The sequence below is a fragment of the Pantoea deleyi genome, assembly GCF_022647325.1.
In the GTDB taxonomy this organism is placed as follows: Bacteria; Pseudomonadota; Gammaproteobacteria; order Enterobacterales; family Enterobacteriaceae; genus Pantoea; species Pantoea deleyi.
The window spans coordinates 1,147,942-1,174,061 of record NZ_CP071405.1; the positions used below are offsets into that span (position 1 = coordinate 1,147,942).

Below are 26,120 nucleotides of genomic sequence, written 5' to 3' on the forward strand. Positions count from 1 at the left end.
GGTAACAAAAATCCTGCCGGTGTTATAGCCTAAGGCTCCGCTGCCTGCGATCACAGAACCATTTCAGGGCATTACTTTGTATTGCAGGCCGCAAACAGAAAATGTGCGCTTTTTTATTTGCCGCCCGTCAGACCGGGGTTGCGTGCAGCAGAGAATGCGTGATAATCAGCAAATTGTGCTTATTTACAGGTAAAGAAGATGGAAATCCGCGCCTTCCGCCAGGAAGATTTTGAAGAAGTGATCACCTTGTGGGAACGTTGCGATTTGTTACGGCCATGGAACGATCCGGAGCTGGACATCGAACGTAAAATGCAGCATGACCCCGATCTCTTCCTGGTCGCGGAAGTGGGCGGGGTGGTCGTGGGCACGCTGATGGGCGGTTACGATGGTCATCGCGGCGCGGCATACTACCTGGCGGTGCATCCTGACTATCAGGGACGTGGCTTTGCCAATGCCCTGATGAACCGGCTGGAGAAGAAGCTGATTGCGCGCGGCTGTCCGAAACTGCACCTGATGATCCGCGAAGAGAACGATCAGGTGGTGGCGTTCTATGAGAAGCTCGATTACGAACCGGTGGATGCGCTGCTGTTCGGCAAACGCCTGATCGAAGATCGTGAGTACTAAACCGTCGCCGCGCTATCTGCCGGACGAATATGATGCGAGAGGGCAGCTGCGGCTGCCGTTTCTTTTCTGGCTGATCCTGTTGCTTCAGGCGCGGACATGGCTGCTGCTGGTGATGGCTGGTGCCTCGCGTCAGCAGGGCAACGATCTGCTGGCGCTCTTTTATCCGGATCGCCAGGCGTTCTGGATTGGCCTGGCGCTGGGCCTGCCGGCGCTGGCCGGGCTGCTGCTGACCGGCTATCGTCTGCGCCTGCCGCGGCTCTGGCAGCACTGGCGCAGCGTGCTCTCGCTGTCGCTGCTGGTGAACCTGATCTGGCAGACCATGCAGTTTGTTCAGGGCGACCTGCTGAGTTCACCGCTGCCCCTGATGCTGACGCTGTTCGACCTGCTGGCGCTGCTCTGGCTGCATTTCAGCCAGCGCTGCCGCGACTGCTTTCTGCCCGAACATCATCTTAATTAAACTTTTTGGCGCTTTGCGACTCCAATCAGTTCCGCCTTTCCGGCCTCGTATTAACAGGAGTTTTCATGAAAGCTGTTCGTTCCACGTTACTGCTCGCCGCTGTGGTGTTGAGCGGCTGTGCCAGTTCGGGTTCCGGCACAGACAGCAGCCAGCAGGTAAGCTGGTGGAATCCGCTCAGTTATCACTGGTCCTCGGCGCTGCCGTGGAACTGGTTTGGTGGCACGTTAACCGCGACTGAACAGGGTGTGGGCGGCCTCACGGCCTCGACCGCCATGAAAGAGGACGCGATTAACGCCGGGCTGAACGGTGACTATACGCTGCGTCAGGGGATGCGCAGCCAGAATGGCCAGGTGGTCTCTTTCTGGCAGGCGCTCCGTGATGGCAAGGTCAGGCTGGTGATAGAAGGGCAGTCGCAGGTCGAGCGCATTGAGGTGATGGACAGCGCGATTGTCAGCCACGACGGCAGCAAAGTGGGTGACGCCTTCAGCGACAGGTTCACGAAAGCCTTCAACAACTGCACCCTGGCCAGCGGCGCCGATGCGCGTGACGTGGCCTGTCGTGCGCCGGGCAGTCAGCATCTGACCTATCTTTATCACGGCGACTGGCATGGCCCTGAGGGACTGATGCCTTCTGACGATACGCTGAAAAGCTGGAAAATCAGCAAGATTATCTGGCAGCGTTAAGTGCCCGCCCTGTCAGCGTGCCGCCCGCGAGGCGGCCGCTGACGCACGCCCCATCCCGCTCCGCACACCGCTTATCATCCCCATCGGCTTTTGCTGAATTCAGCATAAACTCTGCCGCCGTCTTATGCTTTTTTCGACTTTGAAATCATCAAACGATATATAAAACCGTTACTCGTTTTCACGGAGTTATAAATAAACTGATGCATCAGCGGGCGAGATCCGCATCAAACTTTTTCAGGGTGCCAAATGACATTACAAGCGATGAATAAAATCGTGAGCGGTATCGCGTTGTCGCTGAGCCTGGCTGGCGCAGTCAACGCCACTGAACTCCTTAACAGCTCTTACGATGTGTCGCGGGAGCTGTTTGTTGCCCTGAATACCCCCTTCGTTAAACAGTGGGATGCCGCGCATCCGGCCGATCCGCTGACCATTAAGATGTCACATGCCGGTTCATCGAAGCAGGCGCTGGCGATTCTGCAGGGACTGCGTGCGGATGTAGTGACCTATAATCAGGTCACTGACGTGCAGGTGCTGCACGATAAAGGCAACCTGATCGCCGCAGACTGGAAAAGCCGTCTGCCGAACAACAGCTCGCCTTTTTACTCCACCATGGCGTTTCTGGTGCGCAAGGGAAATCCTAAACAGATTCACGACTGGTCCGATTTAACCCGCAGCGATGTGAAGCTGATTTTCCCCAATCCGAAAACATCCGGCAATGGCCGCTATACCTATCTGGCCGCCTGGGGCGCAGCGGATAAGGCGGACGGTGGCGACAAGGCTAAGACCCGGGCCTTTATGACGCAGTTCCTGAAGAACGTGGAAGTGTTCGACACCGGCGGCCGCGGCGCGACCACGACCTTTGCCGAGCGCGGACTGGGCGACGTGCTGATTAGCTTTGAGTCAGAAGTGAACAACATCCGCAACCAGTACGGCAAAGATGAGTATGAAGTCATCGTGCCGAAAACCGATATTCTGGCGGAGTTTCCGGTTGCCTGGGTGGACAAGAACGTTGCCCTTAATAACACCAAAGACGCCGCCAGTGCCTATCTGAACTACCTCTACACGCCTGAAGCGCAGAATATCATCACCCGGTATTACTACCGCGTGAACAACCCTCAGCTGATGTCGGCGCAGAAAGATCGCTTTCCGCAGACGACGCTGTTCCGGGTAGAAGAGGCGTTTGGCGGCTGGGATAACGTGATGAAGACCCATTTCGCCAGCGGTGGCGAGCTTGATCAACTCTTAGCGGCGGGGCGCGGATAATGTTTGCAGCCAGCCATAAACGTGTTCTGCCTGGTTTTGGCCTCAGCCTTGGCACCAGTTTGCTCTTTACCTGTCTGATTCTGCTGCTGCCGATCAGCGCCGTCATCATGCAGCTGTCGCAGATGACGCTGCAGCAGTACTGGGATGTGGTGACCAATCCGCAGCTGGTAGCGGCCTATAAAGTGACGCTGCTCTCGGCTGGCGTCGCCTCTCTGTTTAATGCGGTGTTCGGCATGCTGATGGCGTGGATCCTGACCCGTTATCGCTTCCCGGGCCGCGCGCTGCTGGATGGCCTGATGGATCTGCCGTTTGCGCTGCCGACCGCAGTCGCGGGTCTGACGCTGGCCGGCCTCTTCTCCGTCAGCGGCTGGTACGGACAGTGGTTCGCCCATTTCGACATCAAAATCTCCTACACCTGGATCGGTATCGCCATTGCGATGGCCTTTACCAGCATCCCGTTTGTGGTGCGTACCGTACAGCCGGTGCTGGAAGAGTTAGGCCCGGAGTATGAAGAGGCGGCCGAAACCCTGGGCGCGACGCCGTGGCAGAGTTTCCGCCGCGTGGTGCTGCCGGAAGTGGCGCCGGCGCTGCTGGCGGGCACGGCGCTCTCGTTTACCCGCAGCCTGGGGGAGTTCGGTGCGGTCATCTTTATTGCGGGCAACATTGCCTGGAAAACGGAAGTGACCTCGCTGATGATTTTTGTCCGTCTGCAGGAGTTTGACTATCCGGCGGCCAGCGCCATCGCGTCGGTTATCCTGCTGGCCTCGCTGATTCTGTTGTTCGCCATAAACACATTACAGAGCCGCTTTGGCCGTCGTCTGGGAGGTCACTAATGGCTGAGGTTTCGCAACTCAATCACGCGGCGCGTCAGCCGGTGAACTGGAGCAAATGGCTGCTGATTGGCATCGGGGCGCTGGTCTCGATTCTGCTGCTGGTGGTGCCGATGATCTCCATCTTCTGGGAAGCGCTGAATCACGGGCTGATTGCGGCCCTGAGCAATCTCTCCGACCCGGACATGCTGCACGCGATCTGGCTGACGGTAATGGTGGCGCTGATTACCGTGCCGGTTAACCTGGTGTTCGGCACGCTGCTGGCCTGGCTGGTGACGCGCTTTACCTTCCCGGGACGCCAGCTGCTGCTGACCCTGTTCGATATTCCTTTTGCCGTGTCGCCGGTGGTGGCCGGTCTGATGTATCTGCTGTTCTGGGGCGTCAACGGCCCGGCGGGCGGCTGGCTGGATGCCCACAATATTCAGATTATGTTTGCCTGGCCGGGCATGGTCCTGGCGACGGTGTTTGTGACCTGTCCGTTCGTCGTCCGCGAGCTGGTGCCGGTGATGCTGAGCCAGGGCAGTCATGAAGATGAAGCGGCGGTGCTGTTGGGCGCTTCCGGCTGGCAGATGTTCCGTCGTGTGACGCTGCCGAACATTCGCTGGGCGCTGCTGTACGGCATCGTGCTGACCAACGCCCGTGCGATTGGTGAATTTGGTGCGGTCTCGGTGGTCTCGGGATCGATTCGCGGTGAGACCTATACGTTACCGCTTCAGGTTGAATTATTGCATCAGGACTACAACACGGTGGGCGCCTTTACCGCGGCCGCGCTGCTGACCCTGATGGCAATTGTGACGCTGTTTCTGAAAAGCATTCTGCAGTGGCGCTTAGAGCAGCAGCACAAACGTCTGCAACAGGAGGGAAATCATGAGCATTGAGATTAACAAGATCAACAAATCCTTTGGTCGCACCTCGGTGCTGAACGATATCTCTCTGGATATTGCCTCGGGTGAAATGGTGGCGCTGCTTGGTCCATCAGGCTCGGGTAAAACCACGCTGCTGCGCATTATTGCCGGGCTGGAGCATCAGAACAGCGGCCAGATCCGCTTCCACGGTAACGATGTCAGCCGCCTGCATGCGCGCGATCGTCAGGTCGGCTTTGTGTTTCAGCACTATGCGCTGTTCCGTCATATGACCGTCTTCGACAACATCGCATTTGGTCTGACCGTTCTGCCCCGCCGTGAGCGCCCTTCCACGGCGGAGATCCGGCAGCGTGTCACCCGTCTGCTGGAGATGGTGCAGCTGGGCCATCTGGCGAACCGTTTTCCGGCGCAGCTCTCGGGCGGTCAGAAACAGCGAGTGGCGCTGGCGCGTGCGTTAGCGGTGGAGCCGCAGATCCTGCTGCTGGATGAACCTTTCGGTGCGCTGGATGCGCAGGTGCGAAAAGAGCTGCGCCGCTGGCTGCGCGAGCTGCACGAAGAGCTGAAATTTACCAGCGTGTTCGTGACCCACGACCAGGAAGAGGCGATGGAAGTCGCCGATCGCGTGGTGGTGATGAGCCAGGGCAACATCGAGCAGGTCGGTACGCCAGACGATGTGTGGCGTGAACCGGCGACCCGTTTTGTGCTGGAGTTCCTGGGCGAAGTGAATCGCTTTGATGGCGAGATCCAGGGATCGCAGTTCCACGTCGGCGCGCACCACTGGCCGCTGGGCTACACCTCTGCCCATCAGGGCGCGGTGGAGCTGTTCCTGCGTCCGTGGGAGATCGACGTGTCGCGCCGCAGCAGCCTGGAAACGCCACTGCCGGTTCAGGTGCTGGAAGTCAGCCCGCGCGGCCACTTCTGGCAGCTGGTGGTTCAGCCTGCGGGCTGGCAGAGCGAGCCGTTCTCGCTGGTGTTTGAAGGCGAGCAGACGGCCCCGATTCGCGGTGAGCGTCTGTTTGTGGGATTACAGCAGGCGCGCCTCTACAAGGGCGATAAGCCGCTGCGCGCAGTTGCCTTTGCGCAGAGCGCCTGATATTTTCACCTCAACAGCGGGCGGGAGTCTCACTCCCGCCTTTTTTTCGCCTCTTGTTTGTAACAGGCCAGGAACCACACCGTGACGACTCTTGAGAACACCATCGGCAATACGCCGCTGATCAAATTGCAGCGCCTGACGCCCGCCAACGGCAGTGAGGTCTGGCTCAAGCTGGAGGGCAATAATCCGGCCGGTTCGGTGAAAGATCGCGCGGCCTGGTCGATGATCCATCAGGCGGAACTGCGCGGGGAGATTTCACCCGGCGATCAGCTGATCGAAGCCACCAGTGGTAACACCGGCATCGCGCTGGCGATGATCGCGGCCATGAAAGGCTACCGTCTGCGTCTGCTGATGCCGGACAACATGAGTCAGGAGCGGCAGGATGCGATGCGGGCCTACGGCGCAGAGCTGATTCTGGTGCCACGGGAGCAGGGCATGGAAGGCGCCCGCGATCTGGCGCAGGCGATGGCCGCACGCGGTGAAGGCCGGGTGCTGGATCAGTTCAACAATCCCGACAACCCGCTGGGCCACTATCAGACTACCGGCCCGGAGTTGTGGCAGCAGTCGAACCAGCGCATGACCCATTTTGTCTCCAGCATGGGCACCACCGGCACCATCACCGGCGTCGGACGCTATCTCAAAGAGCAGAACAGCGGTGTGCAGGTGATCGGTCTGCAGCCCAGTGAAGGCAGCAGCATTCCCGGCATCCGGCGCTGGCCGCTGGCCTATCTGCCGGGGATCTACCGGCCCGATCTGGTGGATGATGTGATGGATATGACGCAGAAAGAAGCGGAAGAGACGATGCGGGAGCTGGCACGACGCGAGGGGATTTTCTGCGGCGTCAGTTCAGGCGGTGCGGTCGCGGGGGCGCTGCGTATTGCGCAGGCCAATCCGGGCAGTGTGGTGGTGGCGATCGCCTGCGATCGCGGCGATCGTTATCTCTCTACCGGGCTTTATCATCAGTAATCTTCACTGAGACGGCATCAGACCTGTGCGCGCGTGCATCGCCCACAGGTCTTTTTTTTGGCCAGAATCGCCCGCAGCGGGGATAATGAATCTGTAAGGATCGCGTAAAACAGGCTGCGTGAACGCCGGCTACAGGACAAAATAGCGCCAGTTCTGCTGAGAGATAACCATGAAAATTTTGCTTGTTGATGACGATGTTGAATTAGGCACGATGTTAAGCCAGTACCTGATTGCAGAAGGGTTCGATGCCCAGCTGGTTCTGACCGGCAGCGCCGGAATAGAGGGGGCGCTGTCGGGCGCCTTCACCGCGCTGATTCTGGATATCATGCTGCCCGATATGAGCGGCATCGACGTGCTGCGTCAGGTGCGTCAGAAAAGCCGGATACCGGTGATCATGCTGACCGCGAAGGGCGACAATATCGATCGGGTCATCGGTCTGGAGATGGGGGCGGATGACTATATGCCTAAGCCCTGTTATCCACGCGAACTGGTGGCGCGTCTGCGCGCGGTATTACGCCGTTTCGAGGAACAGCCGCCGCCGCCGGAGTCGAAAGAGCCGCTGCGCTGGGGCGAGCTTTCGCTTAACCCCGCGACCCGCATCAGTGAGTGGCAGGGTAAGCCATTTGACCTGACCGCCTCAGAATTTAACCTGCTCGACCTGCTGCTGCGCGCGCCGGACAGAGTGGTCTCAAAAGATGAGCTGTCAGAGAAGGGGCTGGGTCGCCCGCGCGAAGCCTATGATCGCAGTGTCGATGTGCATATCAGCAATATCCGGCAGAAGCTCAGTGCGTTAACCGCCGACAGCATCACTATCGAAACCGTTCGCAGCATCGGTTACCGCATTCGATGAGGCAGAGCTACCGGGGACGCATGTTCTGGAAGATTTTCATCGGCTTCTGGATCGTGTTCGTCATCATGAGCCAGCTTATCTGGCTCGGTTTTGCGCTTTCCGGTAAACGGCATGAGCCACCTGAAATCGAGGCGATTCGGCGCATCGTGGATCTGCAGATGACCTCTGCCGCGTCGGTGCTGGAGCGCAGCGGGCCTGAAGCGCTCAGGGCCATGCTGTCGGACTGGCGCGAAAGCGACCGGCAGTTCTTCCACGTCACCCAACAGGCTAAGCCGCCATCCACTGAGAATCGCGTGAAGCAGGATACCCACGGGCGCTTCCCTGAAGAGGTGGTGCGCTGGGTGCAGGGCGCAGATGGCAAATCCTATCAGCTGCGCTATGACCTGGATGGCATGCGCAAAGACAGTTCCATGGACAGGATGCCGCGCCGGTTTCTGAACATTCCTGAGCCGATGTTTGTCTTTGCCGGTTCAGTGGGATTGCTCTTCAGTCTGCTGCTGGCCTGGAACCTGACGCGCCCCCTGCGTCAGCTGCGGGAAGGTTTTTCCCGGGTCGCGGAGGGGGATTTGCGCGTCCGGCTCTTTCCGGCCATGCGCAGGCGCCGTGACGAACTCTCTACCGTTGCACAAGCCTTTGATGCCATGGTCGAGCGGCTGGACACTCTGGTGCGCGCCCGTGAAGAGCTGCTGCACGATATCTCCCATGAGCTGCGTTCACCGCTGGCCCGGCTGCAGCTGGCGACCGGACTGGCGCGCCAGACGCCCGAAAACGTCAGCAGTTCGCTGGATCGCATCGACGAAGAGGCGCGTCGGCTGGATAAGATGATCGGTGAGCTGCTGACGCTGTCGCGGGCCGGGCATGAAAGCATTCCGGATGAGCAATATTTTGATCTCACCGGCCTGCTGGAGGCCGTGATCGCCGATGTCCGCTATGAAGCGCAGATCCCCGGTGTGCAGGTGGTCCTGCAGGCTGACGACCGGGCGGATTACACCGTGCGCGGCAACGCGGAGCTGATACGGCGCGCTACCGAGAACGTGCTACGCAACGCGCTGCGCTTCTCTCTGCCGGGTCAGCAAATTGAGGTACATCTGCGCACGGATCAGCAGTGGCTGGCGATTCAGGTACGCGATCAGGGGCCGGGCGTTGACGAAGAGAAGCTCTCCAGCATCTTTGATCCGTTTGTCCGGGTGAACTCTCCGCTGATGGGGAAGGGGTATGGTCTGGGTCTGGCGATCGTGCGCAAGGTGGTGCTGGCACATCATGGCGAAGTCGAGGCCCGGAATCGTCCTGAAGGCGGACTGGAGCTGACGCTGCGTCTGCCACGCTGGCAGCCTTAAGCGAAAAGAGAGCAGAAACAATAACGGCACCCGCAGGTGCCGTTATGTGACAGAGAAACGCTTACTTTCTGATGCGAATCACCGGGGTTTCACCCACGGTAACCTGGCCAGACAGCTTAATCAGTTCCTTGATCTCATCCATGTTGGAGATGACAACCGGTGTCAGGGTTGATTTTGCTTTCTCTTCCAGCAGCGGCAGATCGAACTCGATAACCACGTCGCCTTTTTTGACCTTCTGGCCTTCTTCAGCGATACGCTTAAAGCCTTCGCCTTTCAGTTCAACGGTGTCGATACCGAAGTGTACGAACAGCTCGATGCCGTTGTCAGATTCGATCGAAAAAGCGTGATTGGTTTCAAAAATCTTGCCGATAGTCCCGTCAACCGGGGCAACCATTTTGTTGCCGCTTGGCTTGATGGCAATACCGTCGCCCACGATTTTTTCTGCAAACACTACATCTGGTACGTCTTCAATATTCACGATTTCGCCTGACAGAGGCGCTACGATATCAATAGTCCCAGCGCTATCCGTTTTTTCGCCAAAAAGTTTAGAAAACAAACCCATGATCTTCTCCTAAGCAGTAATTTGGGGCCAGCATCATGCAGATTAGCAGAGCGTTTTTTCCTTAATGAATCTGTTAACCAGGTTCATTAAATCTTCCGCGGTCGGTTGAGCCAGTGCCTGCTCTGCCAATGCCTTCGCATCTTCAAAGTTAGTATTACGAATGATTTTCTTGATGCCAGGGATAGAAATGGCACTCATGCTGAACTCGTCCAGCCCCATTCCCAGTAACAGTAGTGTAGCACGTTCATCACCTGCCAGCTCACCACACATGCCGGTCCATTTACCTTCAGCGTGAGATGCATCAATGACTTGCTTAATTAAGTTAAGCACAGACGGCGTCATTGGGTTGTACAGGTGCGAGATCAAATCATTACCACGATCGACCGCCAGAGTATACTGCGTCAGATCGTTTGTGCCGATACTGAAGAAATCGACTTCTTTCGCCAGGTGGTGAGCGATTACGGCTGACGCCGGGGTTTCCACCATGATGCCGACTTCGATGCTTTCATCAAAGGCTTTGCCTTCTTCGCGCAGCTGCGCTTTCAGCAGTTCCAGTTCGGCTTTCAGGCTGCGGACTTCTTCAACCGAGATGATCATCGGGAACATGATGCGCAGTTTACCGAACGAGGAGGCGCGCAGGATAGCACGCAGCTGAGCATGCAGAATCTCTTTGCGGTCCATGGCGATACGGATCGCGCGCCAGCCGAGGAACGGGTTCTCTTCTTTCGGCAGGTTCATGTAAGGCAGATCTTTGTCACCGCCGATATCCATGGTACGCACGATAACGGCCTGTGAGCCCATCGCCTCAGCGACGGCTTTGTACGCCTGGAACTGCTCTTCTTCGCTTGGCAGCGAGTCGCGGTCCATGAACAGGAATTCGGTGCGGTAGAGGCCCACGCCTTCTGCGCCATTGCGCTCTGCACCGGCGATATCGCGGACGGTGCCGATGTTGGCACAGACTTCAACCTGATGACCATCCAGCGTAACCGCGGGCAGATCTTTCAGCTTGGCTAATTCATGTTTTTCAGACAGGTACTGGTTCTGTACGGCTTTCAGCTCTTCCTGAATCGCTTCTGAAGGATTGACGTGAATCGTGTTGTTGACGCCATCCAGAATCAGGAAATCGCCGTTTTTGATCGTGGCGGTGACGTTGCCGGTGCCGACAATGGCCGGAATCTCCAGCGAACGCGCCATGATAGAGGTGTGTGAAGTCCGGCCACCCAGGTCGGTGATAAAGCCCAGCACCTTTTTCAGGTTCAGCTGTGCGGTTTCTGACGGCGTTAAGTCTTTAGCCACCAGAATGGACTCTTCCTGAATCGCGCTCAGGTCAACGATGTGCAGACCGAGGATGTTTTGCAGCAGACGCTTACCGATGTCGCGCACGTCAGCCGCACGCTCTTTCAGGTATTCGTCATCTAACTCTTCCAGTGCTTTCGCCTGACCATCAATGACCGAGTAGGCAGCGGCATCGGCAGACGCGTGATCTTTCTTGATCAGGTCGATGATTTCCTGCTCCAGCTCTTCATCTTCCAGCAACATGATGTGGCCTTCGAAGATCGCTGCTTTCTCTTCACCCAGGGTTTCACCCGCTTTGACGCGAATCGCTTCCAGTTGTGTGGCCGCTTTGCTACGGCCATCCAGGAAGCGCTGAACTTCCTGCTCAACCTGGTCATCAGAAATTTTCTTGCGATTGATGACGATCTCGTCTTCTTTCAGCAGCAGTGCTTTGCCGAAAGCGATACCTGGTGATGCTAAAATGCCTGAAATCATAACGCTACCTTTTAATCACGATGGCTGATGGGACTCTTTGCGGTGCCATTGTCGCGGGACACGTACTCTACGAAAGCAATAACGCGGACAGGTTGTCCGCGATCAAGATGTTTGCACTCAATGGCGCAGAGGAGTCGATTTGCTGGAGAGCTGAGCGGAGATTACTCCAGTTCAGCCATCAGTTTGACCAGATGTTCAACGGCCTTCTGCTCATCTTCACCTTCTGCAGAAAGTGTCACGACGGTGCCCTGAGTCAGACCCAGCGTCTGCAGTTTGAACAGGCTTTTCGCACTCGCTGACTTACCGTTAGAGGTCACGGTAATTTCTGACTGGAAAGCTTTGGCTTCTTTAACGAATTGCGCAGCTGGGCGAGTATGCAGGCCGTTTGGTGCAGTAATGGTAACTTCTTGCTGGAACATTCTATTTCCCCAACGTTATCAGAATGAGTTTTATGGATCTAAAGTCTAGCCTGGAGCCTCTACTTTAGCCTGTGTCGGTGCGCGGGTATAGCATCCTGCTGACCAAAGACGCAGATGCGTCAATACGACAATCCGTTGCGTCTCAAAACCGATTCTACACGTCACCGGTTAATTATGCCGTGATTCGCCGTTTCACTGAATCCGTAAATCGATTCAGCTTGATCCACTTCAAACGCGGATTAATTTCAGGCATCGAAATAATTGGCAGTCTAAATACCAGAGCGGCATCACTGAAATCAATCTGCCGGGTGATGAAAGTGAGATCTGCGCCACAAAAAAGCACCCATGCGGGTGCTTTTTTATCCATTTTAAGACTTTCGCCGCGACTACGGCTGCAGCTCTTTTTCGGTGAAAAGATCGGCAAACAGGGCGGTGCTCAGGTAGCGTTCGCCGGAAGAGGGGAGAATGACAACGATATTTTTGTTGGCGAACGTCTCATCTTCCTGCAGCTTCAGCGCAGCGGCAACCGCAGCACCGGAAGAGATACCGGCCAGAATACCTTCCTCTTCCATCAGGCGACGCGCCGTGCTGATCGCTTCTTCGTTGGTAATCGCGACGACGCGATCCACCAGGTTCAGCTCCAGGTTACCCGGAATAAAGCCAGCACCGATGCCCTGAATCTTGTGCGGGCCTGGTTTGATCTCATCACCGGCCATCGCCTGGGCAATCACCGGGGAGTCAGTCGGCTCGACCGCAACGGTAATCAGATCTTTTTTACCTTTGGTGTTTTTGATGTAGCGGCTCACGCCGGTCAGCGTACCGCCGGTGCCGACACCGGCGATAAAGACATCCACTTCGCCATCGGTATCTTCCCAGATCTCCGGGCCGGTAGTCTTTTCATGGATTTCCGGGTTAGCCGGGTTGCTGAACTGCTGCAGCAGGACATATCTGTCCGGATCGCTGGCGACAATCTCTTCCGCTTTGCCGATGGCGCCTTTCATGCCTTTGGCACCCTCGGTCAGCACCAGCTTCGCGCCCAGCGCCTTCAGCAGCTTACGACGCTCCACCGACATGGTTTCCGGCATGGTCAGCGTCAGTTTATAACCGCGTGCGGCCGCCACATAGGCCAGCGCGATACCGGTATTGCCGCTGGTCGGCTCCACCAGTTCCACACCCGGTTTCAGAATACCGCGCTTTTCTGCGTCCCAAATCATATTGGCACCGATACGGCATTTTACGCTGAAGCTCGGGTTACGGGATTCAACTTTCGCAAGGATGCGGCCGTTACCGATGCGGTTCAGTCGAACCAATGGCGTATGACCAATTGTCAAAGAGTTGTCTTCATAGATCTTACTCATAGCCTGTCCTTAACTGTATGAAATATTGGGAACCCTATGAGCATACCTGTTCTGCCTGGGGGCGGAAGGAAAGAAATCGTATATCTATATGTCACCCGGCAATAAGCCTCACTGAAAAGAGCATAAGGCGCACTGAAGGTTTCAGCGCACGTCGTAGCGAGCCAGCTGCCCGCGATAGCGATCCACCCACATGGCCGTCGCACCGCAGACCGCGACCGGCATGATGACCAGGTTCAGCACCGGAATCATGGTGAACAGGCTGGTCAGTGCGCCAAACTGCATATTGGCCGTTTTGTGCTGGCGCAGCGCGTTACGCATCTGCCGGAACGGCACTTTGTGGTTGTCGAACGGATAGTCACAATACTGGATAGAGAGCATCCATGCGCTGAACAAGAACCAGAGTACCGGCGCAATGGTCTGACCAAAGCCGGGGATAAAGTAGAGCAGCAGCAGGCCCAGCGCGCGGGGCAGGTAGTAGCCCAGCTTCTGCAGTTCCCGCTTCATGATGCGCGGCACATCTTTCACCATCGCCGCCCAGCCGCTGTCGGGCAGCGGCTTACCGGTCAGACGCCCTTCGAGCTGTTCTGCCAGCAGGCCGCAGAACGGGGCGGCAATCAGATTGGCCAGCGTCGAGAAGAAGTAGCTGAAGACCAGTACGATCGCGATGACCGACAGCGGCCACAGCAGATAACTCAGCCACTGCAGCCAGTCGGGAATATGGGCCATCAGGCGCGGGATCCAGTCGCCCAGCCGATAGAAGAGCCAGATGAAAGCGCCGCCCAGCATGATGATGTTGATCAGCAGCGGCATCACAACAAAGCGGCGCAGGCCAGGCAGGCGAACCAGTTTCCAGCCCTGGTTAAAATAGTGCATGCCGTTAAAATCTGAGACGGAATTCTCACGGGCCATAAAGCCATTTCTCCTGAAGGTGTGAAGGCGCGCTCACTATAACCTGGCTTTTTCTCCAGGCCAGGTGCCGTTTGGGTAAAAAAACAGCGAAAAAGCGTGGGTTGCCTATCTTATTTGTCAGAAAATAGTGCACAGACTTGCACTTGTGTAGCAGGGCAAATACAGTTAGAGGATAAAGTTTGCCGCGGTGGCAAGGTATTGGAACAACAGAGAATACAATGATGCAGGATTTGCGTCTGATATTAATCGTTGTTGGCGCGATCGCCATTATAGCGCTCCTTCTTCACGGACTGTGGACCAGCCGTAAAGAGCGTTCGTCAGTGTTTCGCGATCGCCCGCACAAACGTCTGAAACAACGTGATGACCATGATGAGCAGGACCTGACAGACGACGAAGATGACGGCGTCGGCGAGGTTCGTGTTCGTTCTGAGCGCAGCGTACACCAGGAACCGCGTTTCGATGAGATCCGCGACCCTCAGCCAGAAGCGCCGCGTAAGCAAGCGCCTGCTGAGCCTGTGCGTCAGCCTGCGCCACGTCCCGCACCGCAGCCCGAACCTGAAAGCGATCCGCTTTTCAGCTCAGCACCGCAGCCTGCTCCGCAGCCGCGTCCTGAACCGGTTCGTCAGCAGCCTGCGCCGACTTTTGTCGCGCCGCCTGTCCAGGCCGATCCGCTGCTGGATCTTGACCCGCTGGAACCGGTACAGCCTGCACCGCAGTACCAGGCAGAACCTGAGCCGCAGCCTGTGCAGCCTGAACCGGCTCCGACCCCTGCGCCAAACGCCGCGCCGGAAAAACCCAAAGAAGCGGTGCTGGTGCTGCATGTTGCTGCCCATTCGGGTGGCGAACTGAACGGTGAAGCGTTGCTGCAGGGGATTCTGCAGGCGGGTTTCCAGTTTGGCGAAATGAACATTTTCCATCGTCATCTCAGCCCGGCAGGCAGCGGTCCCGTGCTGTTCAGTCTGGCGAATATGGTTAAGCCGGGCTCGTTCAACCCGGACCTGATGACCGATTTCAGTACGCCGGGCATCTCTATCTTTATGATGGTGCCTTCCTATGGCGACGCGAATCAGAACTTTAAGCTGATGCTGCAGTCGGCGCAGCGTATCGCTGATGATGTCGGTGGCGTTGTGCTGGATGATGAGCGTCGTATGATGACGCCGCAGAAGCTGGAAACCTACAAAGCGCGAATCCGCGATGTGACTGGCGCCTGATCATTGCGCTAATCACTGTCTGAACTGTTAAAACAAACCCCCGCCTGTCGGGGGTTTTTTATCTGATGGGGCTTTATGAAATCCGTCCAGGATCACATCACCGAACTGCGCACCACGTTGCGCCATCACGAATATCTCTATCACGTCATGGATGCGCCGGAAGTGCCGGATGCTGAATATGATCGGCTGATGCGCGAACTGCGCCAGCTGGAAGAGGATCATCCTGAGCTGATTACCCCGGACTCACCCACCCAGCGCGTCGGGGCGGCACCGCTGACGGTGTTTGAACAGGTGCGGCATGAGGTGCCGATGCTGTCGCTGGACAACGCCTTTGATGAAGCCACGTTTATGGCCTTCAACAAGCGCGTGCAGGATCGGCTGAAAAGCAGTGATGACCTGACCTACTGCTGTGAACTCAAGCTCGATGGCGCGGCGGTCAGCCTGATGTATGAGAATGGCCTGCTGGTTCGTGCTGCCACGCGCGGCGACGGCACCACCGGTGAGAACATCACCGCCAACGTCCGTACAATTCGCGCGATTCCGCTGCGGCTGAAAGGGGACAACATCCCGGCCCGGCTGGAAGTGCGCGGTGAAGTCTTTATGACGCAGCGCGGCTTTGAAAAACTGAACGAGGAAGCGCGCCGCACCGACGGCAAAGTCTTTGCGAATCCACGTAACGCAGCGGCCGGTTCGCTGCGTCAGCTGGATCCCCGCATCACCGCCAGACGTCCGCTGACCTTTTTCTGCTACGGTTTCGGCCTGCTCGAAGGCGGGGAAATGCCATCCAGCCATATGGGGCGTCTGCAGCAGTTCAAAGCCTGGGGCCTGCCGGTCAGCGATCGCATTAAGCTGGTGCATAACGCGGAAGAGGCTCTGGCGTTCTACCGCGATATTGAGCAGCAGCGGCCGACGCTGGGATTCGACATCGACGGCGTGGTGATCAAGGTCGATTCGCAGGCGCTGCAGGAGCAGCTGGGCTTTGTGGCGCGCGCTCCACGCTGGGCAATCGCCTTTAAATTCCCGGCGCAGGAGCAGCTGACCTGGGTGCGGGATGTCGAATTCCAGGTAGGGCGCACGGGGGCGATTACGCCGGTCGCGCGTCTTGAGCCGGTGCAGGTAGCGGGCGTAATCGTCAGCAATGCCACCCTGCACAATGCGGATGAGATAGCACGTCTGGGCTTACGCATCGGCGATCGGGTCGTGATTCGCCGCGCGGGAGATGTGATCCCGCAGGTGGTCAACGTCGTCACCGCCGAGCGCCCCGAAGAGACGCGTGAAGTGGTGTTCCCGGCGCATTGTCCGGTCTGCGGCTCGGAAGTGGAGCGGGTGGAAGGCGAATCGGTTACGCGCTGCACCGGCGGCCTGATCTGTGGCGCTCAGCGTAAAGAGGCGCTGAAGCACTTTGTCTCGCGCCGGGCGCTGGATGTGGACGGCATGGGCGATAAGATTATCGACCAGCTGGTTGAGAAAGAGTATGTCAGTACGCCAGCCGATCTGTTCCGGCTGACGGCGGGTAAGCTGACCGGGCTGGATCGCATGGGGCCGAAATCGGCACAGAACGTGGTCGACGCGCTGGAAAAAGCGAAATCAACCACCTTAGCGCGCTTCCTCTATGCGCTGGGGATCCGCGAAGTGGGCGAAGCGACCGCGGCGAATCTGGCCAACCATTTTGGCGAGCTGCAGAAGGTTATGGATGCCGATCTTGATGCGCTGATCGCGGTGCAGGATGTCGGCAAAGTCGTCGCTACCCACGTACGCAACTTCATGGAAGAGGAGAGCAACCGCGAGGTTATCCGTCAGCTGACGGAAGAGATTGGCGTACACTGGCCGCAGGTAGTGGTGGTGAAGGCCGACGAGATCGACAGTCCGTTCGCCGGTAAAACCATTGTGCTGACCGGCTCACTGTCGCAGATGAACCGCGATGATGCCAAAGCGCAGCTGGTCGCGCTGGGGGCTAAAGTCAGTGGCAGCGTTTCGAAGAAGACCGATCTGCTGATCGCCGGTGAAGCGGCCGGGTCAAAGCTGGCGAAAGCGCAGGAACTGGGCATTGAGGTGATTGATGAAGCCGAAATGATCCGTCTGCTGGGAGCCTGAGATGGATGAGCACCAGCTGGTGGCGATAGCCAACACGCCGATGCCGTTTGGCAAATACAAGGGGCGGATGCTGATCGACCTGCCGGAGCCTTATCTGCTCTGGTTCGCCCGCAGTGGCGATTTTCCATCCGGTCAGCTGGGCGATCTGATGCAGCTGACGCTGGTTATCAAAACAGAGGGCCTGGAGGGGTTAGTCAGACCGCTCCAGACCCGCAGCTAAATCGTGCCCGCGCAGGCGGGCCCGGTTACTTCTGTGATTCCATCACCGAACCTTTCACCTGCAGCGCCTGATGCTTCTCGTTGCTCTTCTTGTAGCGTCCGGCAATAAACGAACAGACCATCAGCTGCACCTGATGGAAGATCATCAGTGGCAGCACGATAATTCCCACCGTACTGGCCGGGAACAGGATGTTCGCCATCGGCACGCCATTCGCCAGGCTCTTCTTCGAGCCACAAAACAGCACCACGATCTCATCGGCGCGTTTAAAGCGGAACAGGCGCGACGCCAGCAGATTGATAATCAGCACGGCGGCCAGCAGCAGGACAGAACCCGCCACGATCCACATCAGTGTCGTCAGCCCCACGCGGTGCCAGATACCGTTCACTACCGCTTCGCTGAAGGCGGAGTAAACCACCAGCAGAATCGAGGTCTGGTCGGTTTTACCAATCAGGCTGCGGTGTTTCTCAATCCAGCCGCCAATCCAGCGACGTGAGAGGTGACCCAGCACGAACGGCACCATCAGTTGCAGCATGATCTTGCCGATCTGCTCCAGACCATCGCTCGGCGCGCTGCTGTGAATATCCATCACCAGATTGACCAGTAACGGCGAAATAAAGACGCCCAGCAGACTGGATGCCGAGGCGCTGCAGACGGCGGCCGCAACGTTACCCCCGGCCATGGAGGTGAACGCAATGGCGGACTGTACCGTGGCAGGGAGGATGCAGAGATAGATAAAGCCGGTGTAAATTTCCGGACCAACATTGACCGGATGCCACCAGACCAGCAGCAGGCCCAGCGCCGGGAAAAGCACGAAGGTGCTGAACATAATCCAGAGGTGGAGCTGCCAGTGACTGCTGCCGGCGATGATCTTTTCACGTGACAGTTTGGCACCATGCATAAAGAACAGCAGGGCTATTGCGGCTGTCGCGAGGTAGCTGAAGATATCAACATAAATCCCTTTTGCGGGCAAAAAGGTGGCCAGCAACACGGTGATGATGAGTTTCACCATCATCGGATCGAGCTTTAAAAATCCCATTGTTAAATTCCGGTAAATTTTTCAATAGGGCGATTGTGCGCGAAACGTGTTTAGAAATAAAATTGATTTATTAAATTAATCTATGAGCATAATCGATGAATTACACCCTTCGCCAGCTTCGCACTTTTATCGCTGTCGCGCATTACGGCGGTTTCAGTCAGGCCGGGCAGGCGATCGGTCTGAGCCAGTCGGCGGTGAGCCACAGTATCAAAGAGCTGGAGGCGGAAACCGGCGTCCGTCTGCTGGATCGCACCACCCGCGAAGTGATGCTGACCGAAGCCGGTAAGCAGCTGGCGTCACGCATGGAGCGGCTGCTGGAGGAGATCCACACCACGCTGCTGGATATCCGCAGTTTTGGTGAGCAGCGCAGCGGCACGGTCAGAGTCGCGGCGAGCCAGACCATTTCGGCCCATCTGATGCCCCAGTGTCTGGCCGCCAGCCAGCATCATTTTCCCGATATCAAAGTGATCCTCAACGATCGCGCTCAGCAATGGGTGCTGCAGAGCGTGCGTAATGCGGAGGTGGATTTCGGGATCGTGATCGGGCCGCTCAGCGACAGCGACTTCGACAGCATCGCGATTCTGGATGAGCCTTTCCTGCTGCTATGCCGCGAAGACGATCCGCTGGCGACGGTGGAGAGGGCGGAATGGCCGATGCTGGAAGGGCGGACGATGGTGCTGCAGGATTACGCCTCCGGTAGCCGGATACTGATCGATGCGGCGATGCAGCAGCAGAATGTCAGGGCCGAAGTGGTTCAGGAGATCGGCCATCCCGCGACGCTGTTCCCGATGGTGGAAGTGGGGATTGGCATCAGTATTCTGCCCGCGCTGGCGTTGCCCTTACCGGCCGATCGCGCATTAACGGTGCGGCGGATCTACCCGGAAATCAATCGCAGCCTGACGCTGATAAAACGGAAAAACCGTTCGCTGACGCCCGCTGCCGAAGCGATCTGGCAGGAGGTGCGCCAGCAGGCGGCGCTGCTGGCGCAACAACGCACGGCCAGGCCGGCGTTTTAGGGTCAGATATAAACGTTGACTTTATTGCTGTCGGTTGGCCGGTTAATGCCGTCCGCCTTGGTTTCACTGACGGTCATCGGGTCACTTTTCGGCTGATCCTTTTCGGCCTGCGACTGCTCAAGCTGCGCAATCTGAGCCTGAATCATGGTGATTTGTGACTGATACATCTGCTGCATTTCCGCTTTCTGTTCGTCAGTCAGCTCTTTGTTGTCGGCCAGCTCCTTAACCTGGGCTAAGACGTTCTGAATCTGTTTGTTCAGCGCAGAGATTTGCGAGGCGATGCTGCCGCCGCCGCTGTCACCGCCACTGACGGCACTGCTTAAAATTCCGGAAATTGAAGACATCATTTTCTCCCTGTAAGTCGTCACCTACGTTATCGGCACGCTGCGAAACGACTTGAGTCGTGAGGGTGTTAAGATGGCGTAAAGAGGGGCCCGGCCAGAGCGGCTGGCCTCTGTAGCGACGACGCTTGTCGCTCTGCTCTGGTACTCAGCCTGAGCGTCGGCGACCGGCAATAGCAGGATTCAGGCGGATCAGCAGGTGCTGGCAGGGCAGGAGGATGGTGCCGCGCGGGCGTGAAAGAGAAGGGCAAAAAAAGGGCTGCTCCCATCCTGCACGGTTATCGCTGTGCGTCAGAAACGAAAAAAGCGCCATAAAGGCGCTTTCTTCTGAATGGGTGGGTCGTGCAGGATGGCCATCGGCCCGCCGGGCCTCGCCCTGCGGGTGAGGCTTTCGCCTCAGCCTGAATCGCAGGCGATTCAGTCGGACCTGCTGCAGGTTCTCATCCTGCACGGTTATCACTGTGCGTCAGAAACGAAAAAAGCGCCATAAAGGCGCTTTCTTCTGAATTGGTGGGTCGTGCAGGATTCGAACCTGCGACCAATTGATTAAAAGTCAACTGCTCTACCAACTGAGCTAACGACCCGAAGTGGTGGGTGATGACGGGCTCGAACCGCCGACCCCCTCCTTGTAAGGGAGATGCTCTACCAACTGAGCTAATCACCCACTTCGTACTTCAGTACTGCTTTAACAGATAAGATATGGTGGGTGATGACGGGCTCGAACCGCCGACCCCCTCCTTGTAAGGGAGATGCTCTACCAACTGAGCTAATCACCCATATCTTCATACCTGTTCACTGCGGGCACCCTGTTAAGAGTGGTGGGTGATGACGGGCTCGAACCGCCGACCCCCTCCTTGTAAGGGAGATGCTCTACCAACTGAGCTAATCACCCCCGCTGTGTGGAGTCGCATTATAGGGATAGTTGATTTTGAGTCAACGCTTTTTAAAACATAAATGTGCGTTCGGTTTATTTTTAAACATCCTGTCGCGCTTTTAGCCAATATGCTGGTTTTACTGGCAGAAAAGCCCCTTTTCCCGGCGGCCAACTGGCGGGCACGCATTGAGGATTCACCATCAGATGCTAGAATGTGCCCACTGTTTTTCGCGTCTAACCTGTTTTTTGTCATCCAGACAGAGAACCCGCGCATCTAAGGCACTATTCAATGAAAATCAAAACACGCTTCGCGCCCAGCCCGACGGGCTATCTGCATGTCGGTGGCGCTCGTACCGCACTTTACTCCTGGCTCTTTGCCCGTCATAACCAGGGTGAGTTCGTACTGCGCATCGAAGACACCGACCTGGAACGCTCCACGCCGGAAGCCATCGAAGCCATCATGGATGGCATGAACTGGCTGAGTCTCGACTGGAATGAAGGCCCTTACTACCAGACTAAACGTTTCGATCGCTATAACGCGGTCATCGACGAAATGCTGGAAGCGGGTACTGCCTATAAATGTTACTGCTCCAGGGAGCGTCTGGACGCGCTGCGTGAAGAGCAGATGGCGAATAATGAAAAGCCGCGTTATGACGGCCGCTGCCGTGACAGTCACGAACATCATGCCGATGATGAACCGTGCGTCGTGCGCTTCCGCAATCCGCAGGAAGGGTCGGTGATCTTCGACGATCAGATCCGTGGCCCGATTGAGTTCAGCAACCAGGAGCTGGATGACCTGATTATCCGCCGCACCGATGGTTCGCCAACCTACAACTTCTGTGTCGTGGTCGATGACTGGGATATGGGCATCACCCACGTTATTCGCGGTGAAGACCATATCAACAACACGCCACGTCAGATCAACATCCTGAAAGCGATTGGTGCGCAGGTTCCGGTTTATGCCCACGTTTCAATGATTCTGGGCGATGACGGCAAAAAACTCTCTAAACGTCATGGTGCGGTCGGGGTGATGCAGTATCGTGATGATGGCTATCTGCCAGAAGCGCTGCTCAACTACCTGGTGCGTCTAGGCTGGTCACATGGCGATCAGGAGATCTTCAGCGTCGCCGAAATGGCAGAGCTGTTTACCCTGGATGCCGTCAGCAAATCCGCCAGTGCGTTCAACACCGAAAAACTGCAGTGGCTGAACCACCACTATATTAATGCGCTGCCGCCGGAATATGTGGCCACCCATCTGCAATGGCATATCGAGCAGCAGAATATCGATACCCGCACCGGCCCGGAACTGGCTAAGCTGGTAAGCCTGCTGGGCGAGCGCTGCAAGACGCTGAAAGAGATGGCGGAGTCCTGCCGCTACTTCTATGAGGACTTTGCTGAGTTTGACGCCGATGCAGCGAAGAAACATCTTCGCCCGGTGGCGCGTCAGCCGCTGGAAGTGGTACGTGATAAGCTGGCTGCCATTACGACGTGGACGGCAGAGAACGTTCATCAGGCGATTCAGAGCACGGCAGATGAGCTGGAAGTCGGGATGGGCAAAGTCGGCATGCCACTGCGTGTTGCGGTGACCGGTGCCGGTCAGTCACCTGCTCTGGATGTCACCGTCGAGGCGATCGGTCGCACCCGCAGCGTGGCCCGTATCGAACAGGCGCTGGCGTTTATCAGTGAGCGGGAAGCGCAGGCTTAATTTGTACAGCCGGAAGCATCACGCTTCCGGTTTCTTTATTCTTCACCAATCCCCAGTCGCTGTAACACGCCTTTAATCCCTTCACGTAAGATTAATGCGGTGAACTGATCCTGCTCATCCTGACTCATTTGCTGGACAGAACTTATCAATAACGCAGGTAACGAATTGGTGACGGCACCATAGGTCGCGGCGGGTTCGTTGAGATTGCGGGTTGACTGAATAAAACTTTTTACACGTTCATCAATATGGATCAGCCGCGCTTTACCGCCCTGTACACCGGGCTTCGGCGTGGTTGTCCAGTTCTCACGCTTAATCCATTTATTGACCGTTTGCCGACTGTAACCCGTTTCTGCAGCCAGCTCTTCGGGGGTAAGCCATTCCTTTTTCACGATGCTGTCCCTGTTAAATACATTAGCGGTACATATTACAGCAAAACGTAACGGGAGAAAGTAACTGAGGATGAAATTGCCTTTTGTCACCGGACAAAAGGCAACAGAGGCATTACTGCGGATTGCTGACAGGTTCAGCGGCAGGACGGAAGGCCAGGAAGTAGGCCAGACCAACGAAGACGGCACCACCCACGGCATTACCCAGGAAGACGGCAACAAAGTTAGGCAGGTATTCTGCCCAGCTCATCTGGCCGGCAAAAATGGCGGCAGGGATGATAAACATGTTGGCAACGACGTGCTGGAAGCCGATCGCGACGAACGCCATAACCGGGAACCACATACCGAAGATCTTGCCGACCATATCTTTACTGGCAAAGGCCAGCCACACCGCCAGGCAGACCAGCCAGTTACAGCCGATACCGGAAATAAAGGCGTGCAGGAAATCGGCATGGACCTTGGCAGAGGCAATTGCCACGGTTTTCTTCAGGTAGTCACCTTCGGTCATGCCCAGCATGTGACCAAAGAACCAGGCCACGGCTACGCTGCCGACGAAGTTAGCCAGGGTGACCCAGAACCAGTTACGCGCCACGCTCGTAAAACGGATGCGACGGGCGAACCAGGCGACCGGTAAGGTCATCATGTTGCCGGTCAGCAGTTCACCGCCGGCCAGCACGGTCATGATGATCCCCACCGGGAACACCGCCGCGCCTAACAGGCCGCCAAATGAGCCCCATTCGGCAGGCAGGGAGTTAATCACATGCAGATCCAGCAGGAAGCCGGTCGCAATAAATGCGCCCGCCATAAAGCCAAGAATCAGAAGGGTGCTGACAGGCGAACGGCTTTTAGCCACGCCTGACTGGATCGCCAGTTGCGCGATTTCTTTAGGTGTATGCAGCGACATAGTATCTCAGTAATTTTTTATGATTAAGGGGACGTTAACGCCTGGTGGACGCGCGGCACGCGGGAGAGGATCCCGGCTGCCACTAAATTAGCGGGCTAAGTTTTGCATGCGAAAAAGCCGAAGACAAGAAAATTCCTATAACATATTTAACCGGGAATTAACCTGAGGGCAGTCTGAATAACAGTTCAGGCCCGCTATCTGTTGAAGTGGCACGATTTTCCCCTGCGGCATGCTACTGAAATCTGGCAGGTTGCCGTCTTTTTCAGCGATCGGACACAGAATGTGATTTTGCCGTTGACACCCAGGGGGCGGTTTCATATTATGCCGTCCGTCGCTTAACGCGATAGTTTTTCGGTTCGGGGCTATAGCTCAGCTGGGAGAGCGCCTGCATGGCATGCAGGAGGTCAGCGGTTCGATCCCGCTTAGCTCCACCAAACTTCTTCCCAAAAGTTTGGCACTGAAAAACGATTCCAGATGTGGGGGTATAGCTCAGCTGGGAGAGCGCTTGCATGGCATGCAAGAGGTCAGCGGTTCGATCCCGCTTATCTCCACCATTTTCTGACACGTTGCTGTCAACGTTCTGCTTATCAGTCATCACTCACCGTTTCGCGTGAATCTCAATCGCTGTCGCGTACTCTGCTGCAGGCTATTTGTCGTCTTCAATCCTTTACTGTCGTATCTGACAGGGCGTTGTGCTGTCTGTGGCATGGCGGTAAGACGCGGGCGTGAAGTGCAGGCGAGAGAGGGCAGAAGGGGATTCAGGCGGGCAGAGAAGAGAACGGAAGAGAAGGGCGAGACCGGCTCGCCCTTTTATCGCTGGAAGCGTGCTTAGAAGGCCAGAACCAGACCGGCGATAGCGGCAGAGAGCACGCTGACCAGGGTTGAGCCGTAGAGCAGCTTCAGACCAAAGCGGGAGACCACGTTGCCCTGTTCTTCGTTCAGGCCTTTGATCGCACCGGCCACAATCCCGATAGACGAGAAGTTAGCGAACGACACCAGGAACACGGACAGAATCCCTTCTGAGGTCGGCGACAACTGACCGGCGATTTTCTGCAGATCCATCATGGCCACAAACTCATTCGAGACCAGCTTGGTCGCCATAATACTGCCGACCTGCAACGCTTCGCCAGACGGCACGCCCATCATCCAGGCAAACGGATAGAAGACAAAGCCGAGCACGCCCTGGAAGCTGATGCCGAAGATCAGGTCAAACAGCGCATTCAGACCGGAGATCAGCGCGATAAAACCGATCAGCATCGCGGCTACGATAATCGCAACGCGGAAACCGGCCAGGATATATTCACCCAGCATCTCAAAGAAGCTCTGACCTTTGTGCAGATCCTGCAGCTGCAGATCTTCTTCGTTCTCGACGCGGTAAGGGTTGATCAGCGACAGCACGATAAAGGTACTGAACATGTTGAGTACCAGCGCGGCGACCACATACTTCGGCTGCAGCATGGTCATGTAGGCACCGACGATAGACATCGAAACGGTCGACATCGCGGTTGCGGCCATGGTGTACATGCGGCGCTGTGACATCTTGCCCAGGATATCTTTATAGGCGATGAAGTTTTCTGACTGTCCCAGTATCAGCGAACTCACGGCGTTGAAAGATTCCAGTTTTCCCATGCCATTCACTTTCGACAGCACCGTACCGATGGCGCGGATAACCCACGGCAGGATACGGAAATGCTGCAGAATACCGATCAGGGCAGAGATAAAGACGATAGGGCAGAGTACGTTCAGGAAAAAGAAGGCCAGACCTTTGTCGCTCATGTTACCGAAGACAAAGTTGGTTCCCTGTGCGGCATACTTCAGCAGATGGTCGAAGAAGCCGGCGAAACCTTTGACGAAGCCCAGTCCCGCTTCGGAGTTCAGGAAGAACCAGGCGAGCACAATCTCAATCACCAGAAGCTGTATAATGTAGCGAACGCGAATGCATTTACGATCGTGACTGACCAGCAGGGAGAGTATCCCGACCACCACCAGTGCGAGAAGAAACTGCAAAATATGGGACATGATTGCTCCAAATTTGAGGAGGATTGTATTTTGCTGCGTATTCTATGTAACGCGTTACTTAAAAACGAGATCTGAACCACAATATAAGTATTCGCTATCGCTATATTTTCCAGAAAAGTTCCGGAGATCACGTCTCGTTTACAAATCATTCACCTCAAATATCCACATAATGATTGTCTATATTTTACACCGGGCGTAGAGTGACACCATTGCTCACATTTTTAGCAATCACGTCCTTTACTGTAAGGTATAGCAATGGCTATACTTTATAGCAGCATCTATTACACCGATAACAATAAACGAATTTCACTTGCACAGGCTAACCCCTAA

At 56.5% G+C, this 26,120-nt stretch carries 26 protein-coding genes, 6 tRNA genes and 1 other RNA gene; 17 read left to right on the forward strand and 16 right to left on the reverse strand.

The window, feature by feature from the left end; all coding sequences use genetic code 11:
* The first annotated feature begins 198 nt into the window (after window positions 1-198).
* The 10 genes from J1C59_RS05500 (at window position 199) to J1C59_RS05545 (ending at window position 8,966) form a co-directional block, all read left to right on the forward strand.
* A complete protein-coding gene (locus tag J1C59_RS05500; RefSeq protein WP_111139352.1) occupies window positions 199-624 on the forward strand; it encodes a GNAT family acetyltransferase in 426 nt (141 codons plus the stop codon).
* Window positions 614-1,081 carry a DUF2919 family protein gene (locus tag J1C59_RS05505; RefSeq protein ID WP_140916982.1) on the forward strand — a complete coding sequence of 156 codons (468 nt, stop codon included), beginning with the start codon at window positions 614-616 and terminating at the stop codon, window positions 1,079-1,081. Before J1C59_RS05500 ends, J1C59_RS05505 begins: the two co-directional genes overlap by 11 nt.
* A 65-nt stretch (window positions 1,082-1,146) precedes the next feature.
* On the forward strand, window positions 1,147-1,764 hold the full coding sequence (locus tag J1C59_RS05510) for an RpoE-regulated lipoprotein (RefSeq protein ID WP_128085977.1): 618 nt from the start codon (window positions 1,147-1,149) through the stop codon (window positions 1,762-1,764).
* Window positions 1,765-2,025: 261 nt separating this feature from the next.
* The gene (locus J1C59_RS05515; protein WP_422615485.1) at window positions 2,026-3,027 is read left to right on the forward strand and encodes a sulfate ABC transporter substrate-binding protein; all 1,002 of its coding nucleotides are present in this window, start codon (window positions 2,026-2,028) and stop codon (window positions 3,025-3,027) included.
* A complete protein-coding gene (gene cysT / locus J1C59_RS05520; RefSeq protein WP_111139356.1) occupies window positions 3,027-3,860 on the forward strand; it encodes a sulfate/thiosulfate ABC transporter permease CysT in 834 nt (277 codons plus the stop codon). Before J1C59_RS05515 ends, cysT begins: the two co-directional genes overlap by 1 nt.
* Window positions 3,860-4,735, forward strand: coding sequence for a sulfate/thiosulfate ABC transporter permease CysW (gene cysW, locus J1C59_RS05525; RefSeq protein WP_111139357.1), 876 nt, complete (start codon window positions 3,860-3,862; stop codon window positions 4,733-4,735). Before cysT ends, cysW begins: the two co-directional genes overlap by 1 nt.
* Window positions 4,725-5,813 (forward strand): sulfate/thiosulfate ABC transporter ATP-binding protein CysA, encoded by a 1,089-nt coding sequence (gene cysA, locus J1C59_RS05530; RefSeq protein WP_111139358.1) that lies wholly within the window; start codon window positions 4,725-4,727, stop codon window positions 5,811-5,813. Before cysW ends, cysA begins: the two co-directional genes overlap by 11 nt.
* 81 nt (window positions 5,814-5,894) lie before the next feature.
* Window positions 5,895-6,779, forward strand: a complete 885-nt coding sequence (gene cysM, locus J1C59_RS05535) for a cysteine synthase CysM (RefSeq protein ID WP_111139359.1) — start codon at window positions 5,895-5,897, stop codon at window positions 6,777-6,779.
* Window positions 6,780-6,948: 169 nt separating this feature from the next.
* Window positions 6,949-7,629, forward strand: coding sequence for a response regulator transcription factor (locus J1C59_RS05540; protein ID WP_128085979.1), 681 nt, complete (start codon window positions 6,949-6,951; stop codon window positions 7,627-7,629).
* Window positions 7,626-8,966: an ATP-binding protein gene (locus J1C59_RS05545; protein WP_128085980.1), complete on the forward strand. Its 1,341-nt coding sequence runs from the start codon at window positions 7,626-7,628 to the stop codon at window positions 8,964-8,966. The genes J1C59_RS05540 and J1C59_RS05545 overlap by 4 nt, the downstream gene beginning before the upstream one ends.
* A 61-nt stretch (window positions 8,967-9,027) precedes the next feature.
* On the opposite strand, the gene crr is transcribed toward J1C59_RS05545, so the two are convergent.
* The 6 genes from crr to cysZ all read right to left on the reverse strand — a co-directional run bounded on the left by crr (window position 9,028) and on the right by cysZ (window position 13,984).
* Window positions 9,028-9,528 (reverse strand): PTS glucose transporter subunit IIA, encoded by a 501-nt coding sequence (crr, locus tag J1C59_RS05550; RefSeq protein WP_008926530.1) that lies wholly within the window; start codon window positions 9,526-9,528, stop codon window positions 9,028-9,030.
* Window positions 9,529-9,570: 42 nt separating this feature from the next.
* On the reverse strand, window positions 9,571-11,298 hold the full coding sequence (gene ptsI, locus J1C59_RS05555) for a phosphoenolpyruvate-protein phosphotransferase PtsI (protein ID WP_140916981.1): 1,728 nt from the start codon (window positions 11,296-11,298) through the stop codon (window positions 9,571-9,573).
* Window positions 11,299-11,459: 161 nt separating this feature from the next.
* Window positions 11,460-11,717, reverse strand: coding sequence for a phosphocarrier protein Hpr (gene ptsH / locus J1C59_RS05560; RefSeq protein ID WP_003848868.1), 258 nt, complete (start codon window positions 11,715-11,717; stop codon window positions 11,460-11,462).
* Between the two features lie 172 nt (window positions 11,718-11,889).
* Window positions 11,890-12,084, reverse strand: a complete 195-nt coding sequence (locus J1C59_RS05565) for a hypothetical protein (protein WP_128085981.1) — start codon at window positions 12,082-12,084, stop codon at window positions 11,890-11,892.
* 19 nt (window positions 12,085-12,103) lie between these two features.
* Window positions 12,104-13,075: a cysteine synthase A gene (gene cysK, locus J1C59_RS05570; protein ID WP_128085982.1), complete on the reverse strand. Its 972-nt coding sequence runs from the start codon at window positions 13,073-13,075 to the stop codon at window positions 12,104-12,106.
* Between the two features lie 141 nt (window positions 13,076-13,216).
* Window positions 13,217-13,984: a sulfate transporter CysZ gene (cysZ, locus tag J1C59_RS05575; protein ID WP_128085983.1), complete on the reverse strand. Its 768-nt coding sequence runs from the start codon at window positions 13,982-13,984 to the stop codon at window positions 13,217-13,219.
* Window positions 13,985-14,202: 218 nt separating this feature from the next.
* On the opposite strand from cysZ, the gene zipA reads away from it, so the two are divergent.
* From zipA to J1C59_RS05590, 3 genes are all read left to right on the forward strand, one after another.
* A complete protein-coding gene (gene zipA, locus J1C59_RS05580) occupies window positions 14,203-15,195 on the forward strand; it encodes a cell division protein ZipA (protein ID WP_128085984.1) in 993 nt (330 codons plus the stop codon).
* A gap of 75 nt (window positions 15,196-15,270) precedes the next feature.
* Entirely contained in the window at window positions 15,271-17,289 is a 2,019-nt protein-coding gene (gene ligA / locus J1C59_RS05585; RefSeq protein ID WP_128085985.1) for an NAD-dependent DNA ligase LigA, read from the forward strand.
* A 1-nt stretch (window position 17,290) separates the two neighbouring features.
* Window positions 17,291-17,509, forward strand: coding sequence for a DUF3820 family protein (locus tag J1C59_RS05590; RefSeq protein ID WP_128085986.1), 219 nt, complete (start codon window positions 17,291-17,293; stop codon window positions 17,507-17,509).
* A 25-nt stretch (window positions 17,510-17,534) separates the two neighbouring features.
* Here J1C59_RS05590 and J1C59_RS05595 read toward each other — a convergent pair whose 3' ends face one another.
* Entirely contained in the window at window positions 17,535-18,545 is a 1,011-nt protein-coding gene (locus J1C59_RS05595; protein ID WP_128085987.1) for a bile acid:sodium symporter family protein, read from the reverse strand.
* Window positions 18,546-18,640: 95 nt separating this feature from the next.
* Between J1C59_RS05595 and J1C59_RS05600 the strand changes: the two genes are divergently transcribed.
* Complete coding sequence (locus J1C59_RS05600; RefSeq protein ID WP_128085988.1) at window positions 18,641-19,561, forward strand: LysR family transcriptional regulator; 921 nt, start codon at window positions 18,641-18,643, stop codon at window positions 19,559-19,561.
* A 2-nt stretch (window positions 19,562-19,563) separates the two neighbouring features.
* On the opposite strand, the gene J1C59_RS05605 is transcribed toward J1C59_RS05600, so the two are convergent.
* The 6 genes from J1C59_RS05605 to J1C59_RS05630 all read right to left on the reverse strand — a co-directional run bounded on the left by J1C59_RS05605 (window position 19,564) and on the right by J1C59_RS05630 (window position 20,794).
* A complete protein-coding gene (locus tag J1C59_RS05605) occupies window positions 19,564-19,905 on the reverse strand; it encodes a FlxA-like family protein (RefSeq protein ID WP_128085989.1) in 342 nt (113 codons plus the stop codon).
* A gap of 330 nt (window positions 19,906-20,235) precedes the next feature.
* Window positions 20,236-20,367, reverse strand: a non-coding RNA gene (locus J1C59_RS05610) — RtT sRNA.
* Window positions 20,368-20,410: 43 nt separating this feature from the next.
* Window positions 20,411-20,486, reverse strand: a tRNA-Lys gene (locus J1C59_RS05615).
* 4 nt (window positions 20,487-20,490) lie between these two features.
* Window positions 20,491-20,566 (reverse strand) — tRNA-Val (locus J1C59_RS05620).
* A gap of 36 nt (window positions 20,567-20,602) precedes the next feature.
* Window positions 20,603-20,678 (reverse strand) — tRNA-Val (locus J1C59_RS05625).
* A gap of 40 nt (window positions 20,679-20,718) precedes the next feature.
* Window positions 20,719-20,794 (reverse strand) — tRNA-Val (locus J1C59_RS05630).
* Between the two features lie 271 nt (window positions 20,795-21,065).
* Here J1C59_RS05630 and gltX point away from each other — a divergent pair.
* Entirely contained in the window at window positions 21,066-22,481 is a 1,416-nt protein-coding gene (gltX, locus tag J1C59_RS05635) for a glutamate--tRNA ligase (protein WP_128086545.1), read from the forward strand.
* A gap of 35 nt (window positions 22,482-22,516) precedes the next feature.
* Here the strand turns inward: gltX and J1C59_RS05640 are convergent, their stop codons facing one another.
* On the reverse strand, window positions 22,517-22,870 hold the full coding sequence (locus J1C59_RS05640; protein WP_128086544.1) for a YfeC-like transcriptional regulator: 354 nt from the start codon (window positions 22,868-22,870) through the stop codon (window positions 22,517-22,519).
* Window positions 22,871-22,982: 112 nt separating this feature from the next.
* Entirely contained in the window at window positions 22,983-23,771 is a 789-nt protein-coding gene (locus J1C59_RS05645) for a formate/nitrite transporter family protein (RefSeq protein WP_128086543.1), read from the reverse strand.
* A gap of 358 nt (window positions 23,772-24,129) precedes the next feature.
* Here J1C59_RS05645 and J1C59_RS05650 point away from each other — a divergent pair.
* Both J1C59_RS05650 and J1C59_RS05655 read left to right on the forward strand, forming a co-directional pair.
* Window positions 24,130-24,205 (forward strand) — tRNA-Ala (locus J1C59_RS05650).
* A gap of 44 nt (window positions 24,206-24,249) precedes the next feature.
* A tRNA-Ala gene (locus J1C59_RS05655) sits at window positions 24,250-24,325 on the forward strand.
* A 274-nt stretch (window positions 24,326-24,599) separates the two neighbouring features.
* Here the strand turns inward: J1C59_RS05655 and J1C59_RS05660 are convergent.
* On the reverse strand, window positions 24,600-25,790 hold the full coding sequence (locus J1C59_RS05660) for a NupC/NupG family nucleoside CNT transporter (protein WP_128086542.1): 1,191 nt from the start codon (window positions 25,788-25,790) through the stop codon (window positions 24,600-24,602).
* Between the last annotated feature and the right edge of the window lie 330 nt (window positions 25,791-26,120).

Excerpts from the sequence above, each read along its gene's own strand:
- J1C59_RS05590 (WP_128085986.1), top strand. The coding sequence starts at position 17,291 with ATGGATGAGCACCAGCTGGTGGCGATAGCCAACACGCCGATGCCGTTT.
- cysA (WP_111139358.1), top strand. The coding sequence starts at position 4,725 with ATGAGCATTGAGATTAACAAGATCAACAAATCCTTTGGTCGCACCTCG.
- J1C59_RS05645 (WP_128086543.1), bottom strand. The coding sequence starts at position 23,771 with ATGTCGCTGCATACACCTAAAGAAATCGCGCAACTGGCGATCCAGTCA.
- cysZ (WP_128085983.1), bottom strand. The coding sequence starts at position 13,984 with ATGGCCCGTGAGAATTCCGTCTCAGATTTTAACGGCATGCACTATTTT.
- J1C59_RS05595 (WP_128085987.1), bottom strand. The coding sequence starts at position 18,545 with ATGGGATTTTTAAAGCTCGATCCGATGATGGTGAAACTCATCATCACC.
- J1C59_RS05565 (WP_128085981.1), bottom strand. The coding sequence starts at position 12,084 with ATGGATAAAAAAGCACCCGCATGGGTGCTTTTTTGTGGCGCAGATCTC.
- J1C59_RS05605 (WP_128085989.1), bottom strand. The coding sequence starts at position 19,905 with ATGTCTTCAATTTCCGGAATTTTAAGCAGTGCCGTCAGTGGCGGTGAC.
- cysK (WP_128085982.1), bottom strand. The coding sequence starts at position 13,075 with ATGAGTAAGATCTATGAAGACAACTCTTTGACAATTGGTCATACGCCA.
- J1C59_RS05500 (WP_111139352.1), top strand. The coding sequence starts at position 199 with ATGGAAATCCGCGCCTTCCGCCAGGAAGATTTTGAAGAAGTGATCACC.
- J1C59_RS05515 (WP_422615485.1), top strand. The coding sequence starts at position 2,026 with ATGAATAAAATCGTGAGCGGTATCGCGTTGTCGCTGAGCCTGGCTGGC.
- cysW (WP_111139357.1), top strand. The coding sequence starts at position 3,860 with ATGGCTGAGGTTTCGCAACTCAATCACGCGGCGCGTCAGCCGGTGAAC.
- ptsI (WP_140916981.1), bottom strand. The coding sequence starts at position 11,298 with ATGATTTCAGGCATTTTAGCATCACCAGGTATCGCTTTCGGCAAAGCA.
- J1C59_RS05660 (WP_128086542.1), bottom strand. The coding sequence starts at position 25,790 with ATGTCCCATATTTTGCAGTTTCTTCTCGCACTGGTGGTGGTCGGGATA.
- J1C59_RS05540 (WP_128085979.1), top strand. The coding sequence starts at position 6,949 with ATGAAAATTTTGCTTGTTGATGACGATGTTGAATTAGGCACGATGTTA.
- J1C59_RS05545 (WP_128085980.1), top strand. The coding sequence starts at position 7,626 with ATGAGGCAGAGCTACCGGGGACGCATGTTCTGGAAGATTTTCATCGGC.
- J1C59_RS05600 (WP_128085988.1), top strand. The coding sequence starts at position 18,641 with ATGAATTACACCCTTCGCCAGCTTCGCACTTTTATCGCTGTCGCGCAT.
- cysT (WP_111139356.1), top strand. The coding sequence starts at position 3,027 with ATGTTTGCAGCCAGCCATAAACGTGTTCTGCCTGGTTTTGGCCTCAGC.
- ptsH (WP_003848868.1), bottom strand. The coding sequence starts at position 11,717 with ATGTTCCAGCAAGAAGTTACCATTACTGCACCAAACGGCCTGCATACT.
- gltX (WP_128086545.1), top strand. The coding sequence starts at position 21,066 with ATGAAAATCAAAACACGCTTCGCGCCCAGCCCGACGGGCTATCTGCAT.
- ligA (WP_128085985.1), top strand. The coding sequence starts at position 15,271 with ATGAAATCCGTCCAGGATCACATCACCGAACTGCGCACCACGTTGCGC.
- zipA (WP_128085984.1), top strand. The coding sequence starts at position 14,203 with ATGATGCAGGATTTGCGTCTGATATTAATCGTTGTTGGCGCGATCGCC.
- crr (WP_008926530.1), bottom strand. The coding sequence starts at position 9,528 with ATGGGTTTGTTTTCTAAACTTTTTGGCGAAAAAACGGATAGCGCTGGG.
- J1C59_RS05510 (WP_128085977.1), top strand. The coding sequence starts at position 1,147 with ATGAAAGCTGTTCGTTCCACGTTACTGCTCGCCGCTGTGGTGTTGAGC.